Annotated in this window: 18 protein-coding genes; 8 read left to right on the top strand and 10 right to left on the bottom strand. The window is 69.5% G+C overall.

The features are described from left to right. Positions 1–7: 7 nt before the first annotated feature. Entirely contained in the window at positions 8–508 is a 501-nt protein-coding gene (locus MQH10_RS10540) for a hypothetical protein (protein ID WP_242564019.1), read from the top strand. Positions 509–512: 4 nt separating this feature from the next. Here the strand turns inward: MQH10_RS10540 and MQH10_RS10535 are convergent, their stop codons facing one another. The 4 genes from MQH10_RS10535 to MQH10_RS10520 form a co-directional block, all read right to left on the bottom strand. Further along, positions 513–1040 (bottom strand): SRPBCC family protein, encoded by a 528-nt coding sequence (locus MQH10_RS10535; RefSeq protein WP_242564018.1) that lies wholly within the window; start codon positions 1038–1040, stop codon positions 513–515. 99 nt (positions 1041–1139) lie between these two features. Further along, complete coding sequence (locus tag MQH10_RS10530; RefSeq protein WP_242564017.1) at positions 1140–2384, bottom strand: RNA polymerase sigma factor; 1245 nt, start codon at positions 2382–2384, stop codon at positions 1140–1142. After that, on the bottom strand, positions 2381–2755 hold the full coding sequence (locus MQH10_RS10525) for a YciI family protein (RefSeq protein ID WP_242564016.1): 375 nt from the start codon (positions 2753–2755) through the stop codon (positions 2381–2383). The genes MQH10_RS10530 and MQH10_RS10525 overlap by 4 nt, the downstream gene beginning before the upstream one ends. Positions 2756–2857: 102 nt before the next feature. Then, entirely contained in the window at positions 2858–3553 is a 696-nt protein-coding gene (locus MQH10_RS10520) for a peptidylprolyl isomerase (protein ID WP_242564015.1), read from the bottom strand. A gap of 386 nt (positions 3554–3939) precedes the next feature. Between MQH10_RS10520 and MQH10_RS10515 the strand changes: the two genes are divergently transcribed. Both MQH10_RS10515 and MQH10_RS10510 read left to right on the top strand, forming a co-directional pair. After that, complete coding sequence (locus MQH10_RS10515) at positions 3940–5316, top strand: MATE family efflux transporter (protein WP_242564014.1); 1377 nt, start codon at positions 3940–3942, stop codon at positions 5314–5316. A gap of 47 nt (positions 5317–5363) precedes the next feature. After that, a complete protein-coding gene (locus MQH10_RS10510; protein WP_242564013.1) occupies positions 5364–5777 on the top strand; it encodes a VanZ family protein in 414 nt (137 codons plus the stop codon). On the opposite strand, the gene MQH10_RS10505 is transcribed toward MQH10_RS10510, so the two are convergent. Together MQH10_RS10505 and MQH10_RS10500 are read right to left on the bottom strand one after the other, a co-directional pair. Beyond that, positions 5774–6679, bottom strand: coding sequence for a cobalamin biosynthesis protein CbiG (locus MQH10_RS10505; protein ID WP_242564012.1), 906 nt, complete (start codon positions 6677–6679; stop codon positions 5774–5776). The two genes, MQH10_RS10510 and MQH10_RS10505, sit on opposite strands and share 4 nt — an antisense overlap. Positions 6680–6784: 105 nt before the next feature. After that, entirely contained in the window at positions 6785–7783 is a 999-nt protein-coding gene (locus tag MQH10_RS10500) for an NADP-dependent oxidoreductase (protein WP_242564011.1), read from the bottom strand. A gap of 123 nt (positions 7784–7906) precedes the next feature. Between MQH10_RS10500 and MQH10_RS10495 the strand changes: the two genes are divergently transcribed. From MQH10_RS10495 to MQH10_RS10485, 3 genes are all read left to right on the top strand, one after another. Continuing rightward, positions 7907–8827: a Gfo/Idh/MocA family protein gene (locus MQH10_RS10495; RefSeq protein WP_242564010.1), complete on the top strand. Its 921-nt coding sequence runs from the start codon at positions 7907–7909 to the stop codon at positions 8825–8827. A 102-nt stretch (positions 8828–8929) separates the two neighbouring features. Beyond that, a complete protein-coding gene (locus MQH10_RS10490) occupies positions 8930–9406 on the top strand; it encodes a glutathione peroxidase (RefSeq protein ID WP_242564009.1) in 477 nt (158 codons plus the stop codon). Positions 9407–9486: 80 nt separating this feature from the next. Beyond that, positions 9487–9996, top strand: a complete 510-nt coding sequence (locus tag MQH10_RS10485) for a hypothetical protein (RefSeq protein WP_242564008.1) — start codon at positions 9487–9489, stop codon at positions 9994–9996. A gap of 3 nt (positions 9997–9999) precedes the next feature. Here the strand turns inward: MQH10_RS10485 and MQH10_RS10480 are convergent, their stop codons facing one another. Genes MQH10_RS10480 through MQH10_RS10470 form a run of 3 tightly spaced genes read right to left on the bottom strand, consistent with a single transcriptional unit; the run spans position 10000 to position 14088 of the window. Next, complete coding sequence (locus MQH10_RS10480; protein WP_242564007.1) at positions 10000–11295, bottom strand: MFS transporter; 1296 nt, start codon at positions 11293–11295, stop codon at positions 10000–10002. Between the two features lie 58 nt (positions 11296–11353). Beyond that, entirely contained in the window at positions 11354–13636 is a 2283-nt protein-coding gene (locus MQH10_RS10475; RefSeq protein WP_242564006.1) for a xanthine dehydrogenase family protein molybdopterin-binding subunit, read from the bottom strand. Then, a complete protein-coding gene (locus MQH10_RS10470) occupies positions 13633–14088 on the bottom strand; it encodes a (2Fe-2S)-binding protein (RefSeq protein ID WP_242564005.1) in 456 nt (151 codons plus the stop codon). Before MQH10_RS10470 ends, MQH10_RS10475 begins: the two co-directional genes overlap by 4 nt. Before the next feature lie 194 nt (positions 14089–14282). Between MQH10_RS10470 and MQH10_RS10465 the strand changes: the two genes are divergently transcribed. After that, positions 14283–15581: a lanthionine synthetase LanC family protein gene (locus MQH10_RS10465; protein WP_242564004.1), complete on the top strand. Its 1299-nt coding sequence runs from the start codon at positions 14283–14285 to the stop codon at positions 15579–15581. A gap of 75 nt (positions 15582–15656) precedes the next feature. After that, positions 15657–16340: an aspartate/glutamate racemase family protein gene (locus MQH10_RS10460; RefSeq protein ID WP_242564003.1), complete on the top strand. Its 684-nt coding sequence runs from the start codon at positions 15657–15659 to the stop codon at positions 16338–16340. Between the two features lie 118 nt (positions 16341–16458). Here the strand turns inward: MQH10_RS10460 and MQH10_RS10455 are convergent, their stop codons facing one another. Next, the gene (locus MQH10_RS10455) at positions 16459–17028 is read right to left on the bottom strand and encodes an NnrU family protein (RefSeq protein WP_242564002.1); all 570 of its coding nucleotides are present in this window, start codon (positions 17026–17028) and stop codon (positions 16459–16461) included. Positions 17029–17223 lie beyond the last annotated feature (195 nt).

Raw genomic sequence — 17223 nt, 5'->3', positions numbered from 1 at the left:
GTTTCAGGTGGTCAAGAGAAGTCCCGACTTTGGCGGCGCCGCGCGTCCGGCCAGTATCGTCTGGATCGCGCTGGCGGTGGCCGCGGCGATCGGCGCGCCGGTGACCTATGTGCTCGGCAAGGCCGCCCTGGAGCGCAACGCCGTGGCGCGCGAGGAAAACAAGGTCTTCACCCAGGACCTGACCGTCGACGGCGCGCCCTGTCCCAGCTGGACGGCCGCCCAGTACGCCGCCCAGCCCCTGCGCGCGAAGCAGGTCTTCAGCTTCGACATGATCGATTTCGGCCGCCGGTTCGGCCATGTGGAATGCGGCGTCGCGGGCATGCACGGGGCCGACAAGCTGGGCGAACGCGACGTCTGTCAGTTCACCGGCCCCGCGGTCCTGGAGATCAAGACCAGTAAGGGCAGCTTCTATTTCGCGCCCGGCGTCGGCGTGCCGGCCACGGTCAGCGTGCAACATGGCGTGCCGAGCTGCGTGATGGCCTCGAAATACCGGCTGCCCGGCGCCTGATCCCTCAGGCCTCGCACAGGGCCTTGAGGCTGGCCAGACCGGTCTCGAAGTCGGCGCCGACCATCTTGTCCATGTTGAATACCAGGCCCATTAGCTTGGCCATGAACGGGTTCGCGCCCTCCATGGCCCAGGTGACCCGCGTGCCGTCCGCCTCGGGGGTCAGCTCGAAGGTCGCGGTGTTGTGGGCGGCGAAGGGCTTGGTGAAGACCAGGCGGATCACGATTCGGGAGGCCGGTTTCACGGCGGTGATGTCCATGCTGCCGACCCCGGCCTTGCCCTTGCTCTCCCAGCCATAGGCGGCGCCCACGCCGCTCTCGGGGCCTGAATAGGTGCGCGCCATGCCGGGATCGAGCTTCTCGTAGGGCGACCAGTCGGCCCAGGCGTGGAAGTTGTCGATCTTGGCGAAGACCTTCTCCGGCGGCGCATGGATCACGATGCTGCGCTGGTACTTGAAGCTATTGGGGCGCGTGGCCGCAAAGGCCAGCAGGGCTGCGATCCCGACGATCGCCGCCAGGAGGATGAGTTTCAACATGTCGGGGCTCCCGATACTGTGACTGTGGTCCAAGGACGCGGCGCGGGGCACCGGCCCGACAGCCCAGCCCTGGAAATTCGCGCGCGTCCAGGTCGGCGTTCAGGACGACTGAACAAGACCGTCCAATCGTGCGCGGATGTGGGCGGCCTCGGCCGGGGTGTTGGCCAGGCCGATCGCCTGGCCAAAGGCGGCGCGGGCCTCCTCGGTCCGGCCGAGCTGGGTCAGCAGGGCGCCTTTCAGGCCGTGGAAGTGAAAATAGCCGTCGAGGCGCCCGGCCAGGGGGGCGATCAGCGCCAGGGCGGCTTCCGGCCCCGCGACCTTGGACACCGCCACGGCGCGGTTGAGGGTGATCACCGGCGAGGGCTGCAGCCGCTCCAGGGCCGCATAGAGCTGGTCGATCTGGGCCCAGTCGGTGTCGGCCGGCGTCGCGGCCCGGGCATGCAGGGCGGCGATCGCGGCCTGGACCTGATAGGGGCCGGGCCGCCGGTGGCGCATGGCCTTGTCGATCAGGGCCAGGCCCTCGGCGATCATCCCGCGGTTCCACAGGGCGCGATCCTGATCGTCCAGCAGCACCACCTCGCCCTCAGCGTCGAAGCGGGCGGCCGCGCGGGCGTGCTGCAGCAGGAGGAGGGCGGCCAGGCCCATGATCTCCGGCTCGGTGGGGAACAGCCGCAGCAGCAGCCGGACCAGGCGGATGGCCTCCTCGGCCAGGCCGGCGCGGGCGTCGTCGACGGCGGGGCCGGCGGAATAGCCCTCGTTGAACACCAGATAGATCATGGCCGCGACGGCCGCGAGGCGCTCGGCCCGCTCGACCGGCCCCGGGGCTTCGAAGGGGACGCCCGCCTTGGCGATCTTGCCCTTGGCGCGGGTGATCCGCTGCTCCATGGCGCTCTCGCCGACCAGGAAGGCGCGGGCGATCTGGCGGACCGACAGGCCCGAGACGATGCGCAGGGCGAGCGCGATCTGCTGGGTCGCCGGCAGGTCCGGATGGCAGCAGACGAACAGCAGCCGCAGGATATCGTCGCGATAATCCGCCCCGTCCAACCGCTCAACGAGATCGGCCTCGGCGTCCTCCAGGTCGGAGATCGCCGCCTCGTCCGGCAGGGCCTCCTGGCGCGACAGCTTGCGCACCGTGTCGACCCCGGCGTTGCGGCCGACCAGGATGAGCCAGGCGGCGGGATCGCGGGGCGGGCCCTTGTCCGGCCAGTTGCGCAGGGCCCGCAGGCAGGCCTCCTGAAAGGCCTCCTCGGCCGTGTCGAGGTCGCGGAAATAGCGCAGCAGGGCGCCGATCGCCTGGGGACGGGCGGCGGTCAGGGCCGCGTCGATCCAGGCCAGGTCGCTCATGCCGGCAGGGTTCCGGCCCGGTGGGTGAGGACTGGGCGGATCTCATAGGAGCCCAGGCCGGGATTGGCCTTGGCGAGATCGCGGGCCAGGGTCAGGGCGCCGTCGAGATCGTCGCAGTCGACCACATAGAAGCCCAGCAACTGCTCCTTGGTCTCGGCGAAGGGCCCGTCGATCACCAGGGGTTCGTCCCCGTTCTTGCGCAGGGTGGTGGCGGCCGTGGTGGGCAGGAGGCGTGCGACGGGGCCCATGCGGCCGGCCTGGACATAGGGCTCCTGGACCGCCCAGAGGTCGGCCATCACCTTGTCCTCCTCGGCCTTGGACCAGGCGCCGACGGTGGCTTCGTCATTGTAGCAGAGGATGGCGTAGAGCATGGGCAGGTCTCCGGGCGCGCGTCCCGGGCGGCGCCGCCCGGGCTGTAACGGAACGACGGCCCGGGAGACGCGCTGCCGACAGCCCCGGCGCAAATTAGACCCTCAGCCCAGCTTGCGGGCCTTCATCGGCACGGAGCGCATCAGCATCGAGCCCTTCATGACGCCCACGCCTGCGGTGGGGGAGGTGGGCAGGGCCAGCATCTTCTTCACGACGTCCATGCCCTCGACCACATAGCCGAACACGGCGTAGCCGGCGTTGTCGCCCTTGGCCTTGGGATCGGCGTCCAGGTACTTCTGGTCGCCCACGCAGATGAAGAAGTCCGAGGTCGCCGTCCCCTGGGCGCGTCGGCCCATGGAGATCGCCCCGTCGGTGTGCGAGAGGCCGGTCTTCAGCGTGCTCTCGTGGGCGATCGGCTTGAGCAGCCACTTGGGATCGTTCTGCAACCCGCCCTGCAACAGGCCGAAATCGGTGACGCCGGGGGGATGGTTGGCCCGGTAGAAGCTGGCGTGGTCCATCCGGCCTTCCTCGACATAGCGCAGGAAGTTGGCGGTGGTGATCGGCGCCTTGGCCTTGTTGAGCTCCAGGACGATCACCCCATAAGAGGTGGTGAGGCTGACCCGGACCATGCCCTTGGGCTTCGGCGCGGGGGCTGGCGCGACGGATGGCGCCGGGGCGGGGGCCGCAGCGGGCGGTGCGGCCGGATCGGTCGGCGCAGCCGTCTGGGCGAACGCCGGAAGGCCTGCGAGCGCCAGCGCGCCGGCAAGAAAAATGCGGCGCTTCATGGGGAGAATGGACATGTGGGGAGCTTACCCCGCTTGCCGGTTCAGGGTAGAAGAACATATAGTGAACTGATAGCGCATCTTAGCCCTCGCCCCGCCTGCGGGGAGAGGGTGGGGTGAGGGGAGGGCCTCAATGCCGCGCAGTCGCTTCAGGGACAGGGCCCGCGACCGGCGAGCGGATCAGACCTACAATTCTGATCGGTAATCAGGGGGTCTACGAGGGGCTCTCGTGGATCTGCGACGCCATCCTCGCCGCCTGTGGCGGCGAGGCCCCTCACCTAACCTCTCCCCGCAAGCGGGGAGAGGAATAGAGTGCCCCTTCCACCCACTGCGGCGAAACTCCCCTTGCGGCAGCGGTCCGCAGGCGCCAGTTTCCGCGCCTTCTTTGAAAACCCGGTGATCCCATGACCCCCTCGGAGGTCCCAGCGCCCTCCCAGGCGGGAGGACGCCTCGTTTCTGTCCGCACCGACCTGGTCGAGCTCTGGAAGCTGGCCTGGCCGGTCGTGCTCGCGCGCCTGGGCATCATGGCCATGGGCCTGTCGGACGCCCTGGTGGTCGGCCGCTATTCCGCGCGTGAGCTGGGCTTCCATGCGCTCGCCTGGGCGCCGACCAGCGTGGTGGTGACCATGTCGGTGGGGCTGCTGGCCGGGGTGCAGGTGATGACGGCGCGGGTGATCGGCCAGGGGCGTCGCGAGCTGGCCGGCGCGGTGCTGCGGCGCGGCCTGGCCTACAGCCTGTGGATCGGCGCGGTTTCGACGGGGATCACCATCCTGTTCGGACCGATCCTGCTGCACCATCTGGGCCTGGGCCAGGGCCTGGCCGACGGCGCCTCGCGGCCGCTGATCGTCTTTGCCTTCTCCCTTCCGGGCTATGCGGTGAGCGTGGCGGCGAGCTTCTGGCTGGAGGGGCTGTCGCGGCCCAAGGCGGCGGCGGCCATGATGTGGGTCGCCAATGGGGTGAACCTGGCGGTGGACCTGCTGCTGGTGCCTGGAACCTTCGGCCTGCCGGCGCTCGGCGCGGTGGGCGGGGCCTGGGCGACCACCTGCGCGCGGACCTTCCTGGCGGCGGCGCTCTTGATCTACATCGCCCGCATGCCCGAGGCCCGCGAACTGGGCGTCTTCGCCAAGCCCGAGCCGGATCGCGCGGCCGAGGCCGAGCAGCGCCGCATCGGCTTTGGCGCGGGCGCCTCGAACTTCTTCGAGGTCGCGTCCTTCGCCAGCATGAACGTCATCGCCGGCTGGATCGGCGGCCTGGCGGTGGCCGCCTGGGCGATCACCCTGAACGTGGCGGCCATCGTCTTCATGGTCCCCCTGGGTCTGTCCACCGCCGCCGCCGTGCTGGTCGGCCGCGCCTATGGCGCGCGGGACATGAAGGGGGTGGATCGCGCCGCCCTGGTCGCCTTCGGGGTCACCGCCGTCTTCGGCCTGGGGGTCAGCCTGATCGTCTGGCTGGGCGCCGGCCTGATGGCGCGGGGCTATACCGGCGACGCCGCCACCCTGGCGCTCGCGGTTCCGGCGGTGGCGCTCTCAGCCCTGATGCTCGTGCCCGACGCCCTGCAGGTGGTCTGCGCCCAGGCGCTCAGGGCCCGCGGCGATGTCTGGGTGCCCAGCGTCACCCACCTGGCCAGCTATGTGTTCGTCATGTCGCCCCTGGCCTGGTGGCTGGCGATCCCCATGGGGCTCGGCCTGATGGGCGTGGTCTGGGCGGTGGTCGCGGCCAGTTTCCTGTCGGCGGTCCTGCTGCTCAGCCGGTTCAAATACCTAAGCGTCATGAACGCTTAAGCCTGTTGATAAACCCGGAGTTCAACCGGGCGCGGTAAGGTCCGGTCATGATCGGACTTCGCACCCGAGATGTCGCGCGCCTCCTGCTCGTCAGCCTGTCCCTGGCCATGGCGGTGTTCATGCTGGGCCCGTTTCAGCAGCTGGAGCACGACCTGATCCCCTGGGACAAGGCCGCGCACTTCATGGCCTTCTACGCCGGGACCGCGCTCCTCTATGTGGCGGTTCCAGGCCGGCGGCGGCTGGACCTCTCGACCCTGGTCGCCTTCGCCGGCGTCGGCAGCGAACTGGTCCAGGGCATGGTCGGGCGCGATTGCGACGCCATGGACATGGTCGCTGATCTGGCCGGCGCCTATGCGCTCTATCTGCCGGTCTGGCTCGATCACCTTCGCCGTCCGGCCCAGGACGAACGCCGCCGCGGCGCGGACGCGCGCGATCGGCTGGAGCCCGCGACGGGTCTCTAGGCCTGCTCGACGCCCAGGATCCAGCCTTCCTCGGTCTCCGCCGCGGCCTGGGCCTCCGGCGTCAATCCCTTCGGCGCCGCGAACAGGGCGCCCAGCTTGCCGGCCTCGTCCAGGCGGGCGAAGTGCTCGGCGGTCACCCGCACCTGGGCCAGGTCCTTGACCTCGCCCGGCGCGGCTTGCGCCTTGTAGAGCGAGGGATAGACCTCGGTCGCCACCACATCGACGCCGTCGAGATCGGCCTCGGTCAGGGTCTTGAAGCCCAGCTCGAACGGCCAGGCCTTGAAGGCCTCGCCGCGGGCGAGCTTCAGCCGGCGGACGGCCGGAATGCCCAGGATCGCCTGACCACCGACTGAGCCGTTGTAATAGAGCTTCCAGATCGACGAGGCGCCCTTGGCGGCCTGGTCGGCGTAGCGCAGCTCGGGCAGGTCGTCCGGACCGTGCTCGCGCGTGCGCTTGGGCTGCAGGGTGGTGAGCGCGTCCTTGGGCGGGCAGCCCCAGAACGGGAACGGCCCGCCGGTCATGCGGCGGTTGATCTCGGAGCCCACGCCGAAGCGGTTGTTGGCGTTGTCGGCCTTGTCCTTGACCATCTTGTCGAGCTGGTCCCAGGCCGCGCGCCAGGGCTGGTCGCCGGGCAGGCTCAGCGCGTTGGCGAAGCCGCGCGGGAAGCCCAGCGGGAAGTCGAAGCCGACCAGGGCGCGCTCGGAGCGCTTCTTGAAGTCGTCCAGGAGGGCCGTGAGCTTCTTCTCGGCTTCGGCGCGGGTGGGCGGATTGAAGGCCTCGAACACCAGGCGGAACCGCACATCGCGCTTCAGCACGCCGATCCATACGGAATCGGCGCCGGTGGACGGCTTGGCCGCGGCGCTCCAGTCGACAATCACATAGGCGCTGAACAGGCGGGACACAGGGCGCGGCTCCGGGGGAGGGACGAAGGGCTTTTAGACCCTCGCGCTCCCCCGGCCAACGGCGCATTGGCGAGTTCTCCTCGAAAGGCGAACCCGGCGGAGGTCCTAGAGCTTGACCAGCATCTTGCCGAAGTTCTGGCCCGAGAACAGGCCGAGGAAGGCCTCGGGGGCGGCCTCGATGCCTTCCTTGACGGTGTCGCGCCACTTCAGCTTTCCGGCCGCATGCCACTCGGCCAGGTCCTTGGTGAAGGCGGGCATCATGTCCCAGTGGTTGGAGACGATGAAGCCTTCGAGCCGCAGGCTCTTGCCCACCGCCTGGATGATGTTGCGCGGGCCGGTCGGCAGTTCGGTGGCGTTGTACTGCGAGATCATGCCGCACAGGGCGAAGCGGGCGAAGGGATTGGCGACGGTGATCGCCGCTTCCAGATGTTCGCCGCCGACATTCTCGAAATAGACGTCGATGCCTTCGGGCGCGGCCTTCTGCAGGGCGGCGGTCAGGTCGGGCTCGGCCTTGTAGTCGATGGCGACATCGACCCCGAGCTCCTTGAGGAAGGCGACCTTTTCGGCCCCGCCGGCCGAGGCGATGACCTTGTGGCCCTTCAACTTGGCGACCTGGCAGACCATGGAGCCGACCGCGCCGGCCCCGCCGGACACGAACACCACGTCGCCGGCCTTCAGCGAGGCGATCTTCAAAAGGCCGACATAGGCGGTCAGACCCGGCATGCCGGCGACGCCCAGGAAGGCCTGGGCCGGCAGGCCGTGGGTGTCGAGCTTCTGCACGCCCGAGGCCGGGGCGTTGAAGGCCTCGCGCCAGCCCATGCCGGACTGGACGAGATCGCCGACCTTGAGGCTCGGATCATTGGAGGCGATGACCTCGCCAATCGCGCCGCCTTCCATCGCCTTGCCCAGCTGGAAGGGCGGGGTGTAGCTCTTCACGTCGTTCATGCGGCCGCGCATGTAGGGATCGACGGTCATCCACTGATTGCGGACCTGGACTTCGCCGGGGCCGGGGGCGGGCAGTTCGACGGTGGCCAGTTCGAAGTTCTCGGCCTTCGGCAGGCCGACCGGGCGGCTCTTCAGGCGGATCTCACGCGAGGTGGTCATGGGCGTCTCTCCCTTGATGTTTACGCCGTAAGCGGCGTTCGAACGGGTGTTTAACTCTTCGCTCAGGTGGCGTCGAGCCCGCGCGAGTGCTAGGCGCGGGACAAGAGTTTTCGGAGCGACGACATGGCGGCCAAGTTGCGGGGCGGGGTGATCGGGGCCGGGGTGTTCGGCGGCTATCACGCCCGCCAGTACGCCACGCTGGAGGCGTCGACCCTGGCGGGCGTCTATGACCCCGACGGCGCGCGGGCCGCGGAGGTGGCCGGAAGGCACGGCGCTCAGGGCTTTACGGACCTTGCGGAATTCTTGGCGGCCGTCGACGTGGTGACCGTCGCCTCGCCGGCGGTGTTTCACGCCGACGGGGCGGTCGCCGCCCTCAAGGCCGGCAAGCCGATCTATGTGGAGAAGCCGCTGGCCGTCTCCCTGCGCGACGCCGACCGGATCATCGACGAGGCGGCCCGCCAGAACCTGGTCGTCGCCTGCGGCCACCAGGAGCGGCTGTTCTCCCGCGCCATCGGCCTGTTCGACATCCCCGAGCAGCCCCTGCGCATGGAGGCCCTGCGCCATGGGCCGGAATCCGAGCGCAGCCTCGATGTCTCGGTGGTGCTCGACCTGATGATCCACGACCTCGACCTGGCCCTGGCGCTCTGCAAGGGCGAGCCCCTGGCGGTCGAGGCGGACGGCGTGATCGCCTATTCCGGCGGCTGGGATCAGGCCCGCGCGGAAGTGACCTTCGACACCGGCTTCACCGCCACCTTCGACGCCTCTCGGATGGCCGAGGGCCGCAAGCGGACCATGAAGCTGGTCTATGCCACCGGCGAACTGGAGATCGACTTCGTCACGCGGGAGTTCCGCAACACCACCGGCTATCCGCTCAACGCCGATTTCGCCGAGGCGCCCGGATCCAAGGATCCGCTGGGCGCCAGCGTGGCCGCCTTCATGGCCGCGGTGCGCGGCGACGTCCTGCGGCCGATCTGCACGGCCCAGGAAGCGGCCGCCGCCCTCGACCTGGCGCTCGCCGTCGAACAGGCGCTTGAGCAGGGGTGAGCGTCTCACCCTCGCCCCACAAGTGGGGCGAGGGCTTCAAGCGAACTTCCGCCCGCGCTCCAAATTCTCTAGCGTGCAATCGAATCCTCGGAAGGACGCCCCATGACCACCGCCTATGACTTCGCCTTCAAGACCATCGACGGCGCGGCCCTGCCGCTGACCACCTTCAAGGACAAGGTCGTGCTGGTGGTGAACACCGCGTCCAAGTGCGGCCTGACCCCGCAGTATGACGGGCTGGAGAAGCTCTATTCCGATTACAAGGATAAGGGCCTCGTGGTGCTGGGCGTGCCCTGCAACCAGTTCATGGGCCAGGAGCCGGGGACTGAGGCCGAGATCAAGGACTTCTGCGAGACCCGCTTCAACATCGACTTTCCCCTGACCTCCAAGGAGGACGTGAAGGGCGAGACGGCCCATCCGTTCTACAAGTGGGCGCTCGAAACCCTTGGCGAATCCGCCGATCCGGCCTGGAACTTCCACAAGCTGCTGGTTGGCAAGGATGGCCAGTTGATCCGCGCTTTCGGCCCGCGCACCGAGCCGCTGGACGGCGAGATCACCGGGGCGGTGGAGGCGGCGCTCTAGCCGCCCCAAACCGGGGTGGGGCGGACTTGACCCCGAGGGCGCCGACCGGGACCGTTCGGGATCCAAAGGGACCCTCCGACATGACCCGCTCCATCGCCCTGATCCTCGCCGCCGCGCTCGCATCGGCCGCCGCCAGCGCCCAGGCAGGCGCGCCGAAGCTCAGCGCCTTGCAGGCCGAGCTCGCCGCCAAGGGCCCGGCCTATCTGACCAGCCACGAATTCAATTGCGACAACGGGACTGGCTACAAGGTCGTGGCCGGCGGCGACCCGGCGGCGGTGGCCCTGGGCGTCCAGCTGATCAAGTCCTCGGCCAGCGCCTGCGCGTCCGAAGGCCTGATCCAGTCCCTGGCCAAGGCCATGCAAAAGAACCCGTCGGCCGTGCTGCCCTATGTCGACACCGGCGACCAGCTCACCCACGATCTCATCTGCCTGCCGCTTGGCATCGAGGAGCCCGTCGCCGTCACCAAGGCCAATATCGCCAAGTCGACTAAGGCGATCTCGGCCGTCAGCGATCCGAAGCTGGCGACCCAGAAGGCCGCCTGCCTGGCCTCCATCGCCCAGACCTCGGCCAATCTGGGCAAGGCCCAATAGGCCTCAGTCCTCGGCGATCCGGCTGGTCGCCCTTGTGTCCGGGGTGAACAGATAGACGAGCAGGGAGCCGGCGATCACCACCGTGACATAGGTGAAGAAGCCGCTCTCCGCGCCCTGGGTCTTGAACCAGAGGGCGACATATTCGGCGCTGCCGCCGAACAGGGCGTTGGCCAGGGAGTAGGGCAGGGCGACGCCCAGCGCCCGGATCTCGGCCGGGAAGAGTTCCGCCTTAACGACGCCATTCACGGAGGAATAGCAGGCCACGATCACCAGGGCCGCGCCGCTGAGGCCGTAGGCCACCAGCAGGTCGTGCGTGCCGGCCAGCGTCGCCAGGATCGGCCAGGTGCACAGCATCCCCAGCACCCCGAAGGCGATCAGGAGCGGCTTGCGGCCCACCTTGTCGGACAGGGCGCCCAGCAGCGGATTGACCAGCAGGAACAGCACCAGGCCGGCGGCGGTGATCTGGGTCGCTTGGCCCTTGGAGAAGCCCGAGGTGTTGACCAGGAACTTCTGCATGTAGCTGGTGAAGGTGTAGTAGCCGAGCGTCCCCCCGGCCGTCAGCCCCATGACGATCAGGCTTTCGCGCGGGTGACGGACGATCAACTTCCAGGTGGTGGCGCGCTCGTCCGGGCGGCCCTGGAAGGCCGGGGTCTCGCCCATGCCGCGCCGCAGGAACCAGACCGCCACCGCCAGACCGCCGCCCACGAAGAACGGCACACGCCAGCCCCAGGCCTGCAGGGCCTCGGGGCTCAGCCAGGCCTGCAGGGCCAGCAGGGTTCCGGTGGCCATCAGCTGGCCGGTGATCAGGGTGGTGTAGAAGACGCCGGACCAGAAGCCGCGATGCTTGCGGCTGGCCATTTCGGCCATGTAGGTCGCGCTGGTCCCGTATTCCCCGCCCATGCTCAGCCCCTGCAGGATGCGGGCGAGGGTCAGCAGGATCGGCGCGGCGACCCCGATGCGGGCGTAGGAGGGGCAGAGCCCGATCAACAGGGAGCCGCCGCACATCAGGAGGATCGAGACCGTCATGGCCGCGCGACGGCCGACCCGGTCCGCATAGAGCCCCATCAGCCAGGCGCCGACTGGCCGGGCCAGGAAGCCCACGGCGAACACCGCGGCGGTGTTGAGCAGCTGGGCGGTCGGGTCGCCCTTGGGAAAGAACACCTTGGCGAAATAGAGGGCGAAGGTGGCGTAGACGAACCAGTCGAAGGTCTCGACCATATTGCCGGCCGAGCCGGCCAGGATCGAGCGCAGCCGCCCTGGCGCGCGCGGCGCCCCCGCGGTTCCGGAACCCTCAGTCATGTCACGCCTCCCCAAGCCGGCGGATACCAGCTTGGTTTGGCGCGGATATCAATCGACCTCAGCCCTTCAGCGCCGCCAGCACCGCCTCGGGACGGATCGGCAGGTGGCGGACCCGGGCGCCCACGGCGGCGAAGATCGCATTGCCGATGGCCGGGCCGACCACGGTGGTGGCGGGCTCGCCGAGGCCGACGGGCGGTTCGCTGCTGGGGATGAAGCTGATGTCCAGCTCGGGCACGTCGGCCATGCGCAGAGGCGTGTAGGTGTCGAGATTGGTGTCGGCCACCTGGCCCTTGGCGAAGGCCGTGCCCTCGCAGACGGCCAGGCTCATCCCCCAGAGCGCCGCGCCCTCGACCTGGGCCAGCGCCCCGTTCGGGTGGACGATGGTCCCGGCGTCGGTCACCAGGGTCAGCTTCTGAACCTTCACCGCGCCGGTCTTGCGATCGACATGGACCTTGGCGACGCAGGCGGTCCAGGTCGGCATGTCCCGCTCCTGGCCGAAGGTGGTGGCGATGCCGAGCCCGGTGTCTGCCGGCTGCTTGGCGCCCCAGCCCGCCTTCTTGGCGACGGCTGCGAGCACCGCGGCCTGGCGCTTGGCGCCGCCGACCGCGCTGGGCGGCCCGCCGGCGTTGCGGCCCGCGCCGTCCAGCAGGGCCAGGCGGAAGGCCAGGGGATCGACCCCGGCCGCATGGGCCGCCTCGTCCATGAAGCTTTCCACCGCCCAGTTGGTCCAGCCTGGCCCGACGGACCTGAGCCAGCCCGGCCGGAAGCTGCGATTGGCCAGGTCATTGGAGATCGCCCGCACCCGCTGGGCGCCGGTCGAGTACCAGTGATTGGCCCCGCTGATCGCGAAGGGGTCATAGGGCACGCCGTTCTCGCCCTTGGGCATGAAGAAGGGCGCCATGACTTCGGTGGGCCAGCCGGCCGAGGCGGCGTGGTCCATGGCCGTCACCTTGCCGCCGGGCCCGAAGGCCATGCGCAGGGTCTGGACCGAGGGCGAGCGGAAACTGTCGAACCGCACGTCGTCGGCCCGGGTGCAGACCATCTTCACCGGCTTGCCCAGCGCCTGGGCGGTGAGGGCCGCCGGGACCATGTAGTCGCCGTTGAGCCGCCGACCGAAGCCGCCGCCCAGCAGATATGTGCGCAGGACGATCTTGTCCTCCGGCCGCCCGAGCGCCTTGGCCAAGGTTGGCAGGATGAGCGACTGCCACTGGTTGCCCGAGTGGATCTCGAACACCCCGTCCTTCTCGAAGGCCAGGGCGTTGATCGGCTCCATCTGGAAGTGCAGGGCGCTGGCCGTGGTGTAGGTGGCCTCGATGTGTTTGGCCGCGCTCGCGAAGGCGGCGTCGACGCCGGGATCCTCGACCACGAGGGAGCCTGACTTGGGATCGGCGATCAGCTGGGCGGCGCGGGCCTGGAGATCGGCCTCCGAGACCTGGGCTGCGGCCCCGGAACTCCAGGTGACATTGACCTTTTCGCTGGCCGCATAGGCGGCGGGGAAGGTCTCGCCCAGCACCATCACCCAGCCGGGCACGGTCCCGGACGGATCGTCGAGGACCTTATAGCCGAGATAGCCGGGCACGGATTTCGCCGCGCTGTCATCCACGGCCGTGACCTTGGAGTCGTTGCGGGTGGGCGGGATCTTGGGCCGGGCGAAGACCATGCCGGGGATATGGGCGTCGAGGCCGTAGCGGGCCTCGCCATTGGTCTTGGACGGGATGTCGAGGGCCTGGATGTCGTGGCCGATCAGGCGGCGCTGGGCGGCCGGCTTGATCGGCATCTTGGCCAGCTGGTCCGGGGTGTAGTTGCGGGCCAGGTTCCCCTTGGCGACGATGTCGCCGTAAGCGATGGATTTCGCGCCGGAATGGACCACGCCGCTGCGGGCCGTGCAGCTGGCCGGATCGACGCCGATCAGCTTGGCGCCTTCCTCGATCAGGGCCATGCGGCCGGCGGCGCCCGCCTGGCTCAACTGCGGGAAGCTCTGCCAGACCGACCAGCTGCCGCCGGTGACCATCAGGCCCCATTTGGCCGCGGAATCAACGTGATCGATCGAGACCTTGTCCCAATCGACCTCCAGCTCCTCAGCCACGATGCGGGCCAGAGCCGTGCCGACGTGCTGGCCCATCTCGGCGCGGATGATGTGGACGGTGACGTGGCCGGTCTTGTCGAGGCCGTACCACAGGGTGGGCTCGACCAGGGGCTGGCCCGCCGGGCCCGGCAGGCCGAGCGCCCCGAAGGCGCCGGTGGTGAATCCCAGGGTCACGCCGGTTCCGGCGGCCGCGATCAGGAAGCCCCGGCGGGTGGGGGCGGGGCGGCTGTCGCCCATGCGCACGTGGGTGTTCATTTGACCGCTCCCGAGGCGCGCTTGATCGCCTTCTTGATCCGGACATAGGCCATGCAGCGGCAGAGATTGCCGTTCATGGCCGCCTCGATCTCGTCGTCCGTGGGGTGCGGCGTGCCGGCCAGCAGGCTGGCGGCCTGCATGATCTGGCCCGACTGGCAGTAGCCGCATTGCGGGACCTGATCCTCGATCCAGGCGAGCTGGAGCGGGTGGCGGCCGTGGGGATCGAGGCCCTCGATGGTGGTGACCTTGGAGCCGTCCACCACATTGACCGGGGTCACGCAGGATCGCACCGCCTGGCCATCCACATGCACCGTGCAGGCGCCGCACTGGCCGATGCCGCAGCCGAACTTGGATCCGGTCAGGCCCATCTCGTCGCGGATCACCCACAGCAGAGGGGTGTCATCCGGCGACTTCGGGGTCACCGATTTTCCGTTCAATTGGAATGTGGTCATGAGCGACGGCCTCCCTGTCTTCCTGGGGCGTCGGTTGGCGACATAGCCTCCGACGTCTGCTCTGGGACCCAGCCTGTCACCATTGCCGCGCTCGCGCCATGGGCGACCTTCACCGCGGGCTTGACCCTAGGGCCGGTTCTCCGCCAATTGGCCCCAAGGGCCGCTTCCAAGAGCCCTCTCGGGAGAGAAACGACGTGAATCGCCACCTGACCACCGCCCTGCAGGCGGTGAACTTCATTCGCGCGCAAAAGGTCGAAGGCCGCGCCAAGTGGCGCCGGTGGGACGACGATGGGGCGATCGCCGACTACAGCCTCTATCACGGCGCCTGCGGGGTGATCCTGCTGCTGCTGGAGCTGCACGCCGCGGGCCAGGACGACGGGGCTCTGGCCGAGGCGGTCGCCGCCGGCGAGGAGGTGGTCGACTATCTGGCCCGCAAGGAGAGCCTGTCGGTTTCGATGTCCACCGGCTGGCCGGGCTACGCCTTCGCCATGGGCGAACTGGCCCGCGTGACGGGGCGCGAGGATTTCCGCGCCTGCGCCGTGCGGTGCCTGGACAAGCTCCACGCCCAGTCGACTCCGATCGGGGCCGGGATCGGCTGGATCGAGACCGCGCCCTTCGCCGACATCACCGGCTTTTCCGGCCAGCGCGAGATCTATGACCAGTCGGTCGGCGCCGCCGGGGCGGGCCTGCTGCTGGTGTACGCTCATCGCCAGGGCCTGCATCCCCAGGCGCTGGACTGGGCCAAGGCGGTGGCCGAGCGGCTGCTGGAAGTGGCTGAGCCGGATCCCGACGGCCTGCGCTGGCGGCTGATGAACGACATGCCGTTCCCCTTCACGGCCCCCAACTTCGCCCATGGCGGGGCGGGCGTCGGCTACTTCCTGATCCAGCTGTTCCGCGAGACCGGCGACGCCCGCTATCTCGACGCCGCCCGCGAAGCGGCCCGCTACACCATGAGCCGCGCCAAGCCGATGGGCGAGGGCGGCAAGCTGGTGGTGCACACCGAGGAGGCGCGCCGGCCGATCTTCTATCTGGGCGCCTGCCACGGCCCCGCCGGCACCGGCCGCCTGCTGCTCGAACTGCACGCCCTGACCGGCGAGGCCCATTGGCTGGACGAGGCCAAGGCCCTGGTGACCGGCCTGCTCGCCACCGGCGCGCCGCGAACGCGATCAACGGGTTACTGGAACAACTTCGGCCAATGCTGCGGCGACGCCGGCGTCGGCGAGTTCGCCCTGTTGATGGCCGCCCGCACGGGCGACGACTATTATCATGAGCTCGCTGAGGCCTGCGCCGGGGTCATCGAGGATCAGTCCGAGGTGTCGGGCGACGCGCGCCGCTGGGTCCAGGCCGAGCATCGCGAGCGCCCCGACTTCCTGCAGGCCCAGACCGGCTACATGCAGGGCGCGGCGGGCATCGCCAGCTTCCTGCTGCACCTGGCTACGACCGAGGCCGGCGCGCCGGTGAAGATCGCCCTGCCGGACTGGCCGGCGGCCTGAGCCCCGGCTGGCCGCCCCGCGGCCGGCGGTTTAAGCAGGACGCCGCCTGAACCGCCGCTGCGAGGAGTCGTCATCATGCGTCTGGTCGGACTGATCGGCGGCATGAGCGCCGAGAGCACCGCCTATTACTACCAGACCTTCAACCGGCTGGTCCGGGAGCAGCTGGGCGGGCTGCATTCCGCGCGGGTGCTGATCTGGTCGGTGGACTTCGCGCCCATCGCCGAGCTGCAGGCCCAGGGCGACTGGGACGGCGCGGGCGCGATCCTGGCCGACATCGCCGTCCGGCTGGAGGCCGCCGGCGCCGAGGCGATCCTGATCGGGGCCAACACCATGCACCTGGTCGCCGAGCGGGTGGCGGCGGCGGTCAAGGTTCCCCTGATCCATATCGGCGACGCCACGGCCGGGGCGCTGGAGGCGATCGGCGCCCGCCGGCCCCTGCTGCTCGGCACCCGCTTCACCATGGAGATGGGCTTCTATCGCGATCGCCTGGCGGCGCGAGGGATCGACGCGCTTATCCCAGACGAGGCCGACCGCGCCCGGCTGCACGCCATCATCTATGACGAGCTTTGCCAGGGCGTGATCTCGCCAGCCTCAAAGGTCGAGGTCCTGGCCATGATCGGCAAGGCCTCCGGCGCGGACGCCGTGATCTTCGCCTGCACCGAGATCGGCCTGTTGCTGTCGCCGCAAGACCTGGCCCTGCCGGTGGTCGACACCGCCATCGTCCACGCCCAGGCGGGCGTCGACTTCTCGCTCGCCTAGGGCAGGGCGCGAACGCCCGCGAAATAGGGGTGGCCGACCAGCAGGGCCGCATAGACGACGAGCGCCAGCGCGATCCGCCACCAGCCGATCTCGCCGATCTTCAGGCTCTGGCGGCCGCTCAGGATGGCGGCGAAGGGATATTGGAGGTCTGGCTGGCGAAGGGCGTCCAGGTGTCGCCCAGCACCCGCTTGCGCTTGGCGTCGATGCTGGCCGTCCCGAACAGGGCCAGCGCCAGGATCGAGCCGAATAGCAGGATCGAGGCGCGGTCGCCGTTGACGATCAGATGGCCGGCCGCCCAGATCGCCACGCCCCACAGGAAGGGATGGCGGGTGATGCGCAGCATGCCCTGCACCGCGTTGGGCTTCGACAGGGCGCCCTCCTGCGCGACGCTGGTCGGGTTGGGGGTGGTGAGCCCGGGCACGATCAGCAGGAGCGCCAGGACCTGCAGGCCCAGCTGCACATGGCGCGTGGCCGGGGTGAGGTCCCAATAGGCGGCGTTCCAGGCGGCATGGCGGGCGCCGCCATAGGCCATGCCCAGCCACACCAGGCCGGCCACAGAGGCCAGGGAGAACAGGCCCATATAGGGGCCCTGTCCGATGACGCCGACGATCCCGTCCCTCAGCCGGGTGCCGGAGACCAAGAGGTGAAGCAGCACGAAGAAGCTCGCCGCGGCGATCAGGCTTTCCATCGATCCCTCCCAGGACATCTGGCCGGGAGGGTGCGGCTATAAATTTACACTGTCAAGTAATGTCGTCCTCGTCCTCCCAGGGGGGGAGGGGCAGGCGGCCCTGGGCCGGTTCGGCGGGCTTGGGCGGTGCGGCGCGCGGGGGGCGAGGGGTGGGCATAGGCGGCGGCTCGAGGCGGAATCCGGCTCGGGCGGGGG

The organism is Phenylobacterium aquaticum (assembly GCF_022695515.1).
In the GTDB taxonomy this organism is placed as follows: domain Bacteria; phylum Pseudomonadota; class Alphaproteobacteria; order Caulobacterales; family Caulobacteraceae; genus Phenylobacterium; species Phenylobacterium aquaticum.
Note: the sequence above shows the minus strand (reverse complement) of the source record. Positions and strands in the feature narration are given on the sequence as shown.

Excerpts from the sequence above, each read along its gene's own strand:
- MQH10_RS10535 (WP_242564018.1), bottom strand. The coding sequence starts at position 1,040 with ATGTTGAAACTCATCCTCCTGGCGGCGATCGTCGGGATCGCAGCCCTG.
- MQH10_RS10515 (WP_242564014.1), top strand. The coding sequence starts at position 3,940 with ATGACCCCCTCGGAGGTCCCAGCGCCCTCCCAGGCGGGAGGACGCCTC.
- MQH10_RS10500 (WP_242564011.1), bottom strand. The coding sequence starts at position 7,783 with ATGACCACCTCGCGTGAGATCCGCCTGAAGAGCCGCCCGGTCGGCCTG.
- MQH10_RS10485 (WP_242564008.1), top strand. The coding sequence starts at position 9,487 with ATGACCCGCTCCATCGCCCTGATCCTCGCCGCCGCGCTCGCATCGGCC.
- MQH10_RS10460 (WP_242564003.1), top strand. The coding sequence starts at position 15,657 with ATGCGTCTGGTCGGACTGATCGGCGGCATGAGCGCCGAGAGCACCGCC.
- MQH10_RS10455 (WP_242564002.1), bottom strand. The coding sequence starts at position 17,028 with ATGGAAAGCCTGATCGCCGCGGCGAGCTTCTTCGTGCTGCTTCACCTC.
- MQH10_RS10495 (WP_242564010.1), top strand. The coding sequence starts at position 7,907 with ATGGCGGCCAAGTTGCGGGGCGGGGTGATCGGGGCCGGGGTGTTCGGC.
- MQH10_RS10475 (WP_242564006.1), bottom strand. The coding sequence starts at position 13,636 with ATGAACACCCACGTGCGCATGGGCGACAGCCGCCCCGCCCCCACCCGC.
- MQH10_RS10520 (WP_242564015.1), bottom strand. The coding sequence starts at position 3,553 with ATGTCCATTCTCCCCATGAAGCGCCGCATTTTTCTTGCCGGCGCGCTG.
- MQH10_RS10525 (WP_242564016.1), bottom strand. The coding sequence starts at position 2,755 with ATGCTCTACGCCATCCTCTGCTACAATGACGAAGCCACCGTCGGCGCC.
- MQH10_RS10530 (WP_242564017.1), bottom strand. The coding sequence starts at position 2,384 with ATGAGCGACCTGGCCTGGATCGACGCGGCCCTGACCGCCGCCCGTCCC.
- MQH10_RS10510 (WP_242564013.1), top strand. The coding sequence starts at position 5,364 with ATGATCGGACTTCGCACCCGAGATGTCGCGCGCCTCCTGCTCGTCAGC.
- MQH10_RS10480 (WP_242564007.1), bottom strand. The coding sequence starts at position 11,295 with ATGACTGAGGGTTCCGGAACCGCGGGGGCGCCGCGCGCGCCAGGGCGG.
- MQH10_RS10490 (WP_242564009.1), top strand. The coding sequence starts at position 8,930 with ATGACCACCGCCTATGACTTCGCCTTCAAGACCATCGACGGCGCGGCC.
- MQH10_RS10470 (WP_242564005.1), bottom strand. The coding sequence starts at position 14,088 with ATGACCACATTCCAATTGAACGGAAAATCGGTGACCCCGAAGTCGCCG.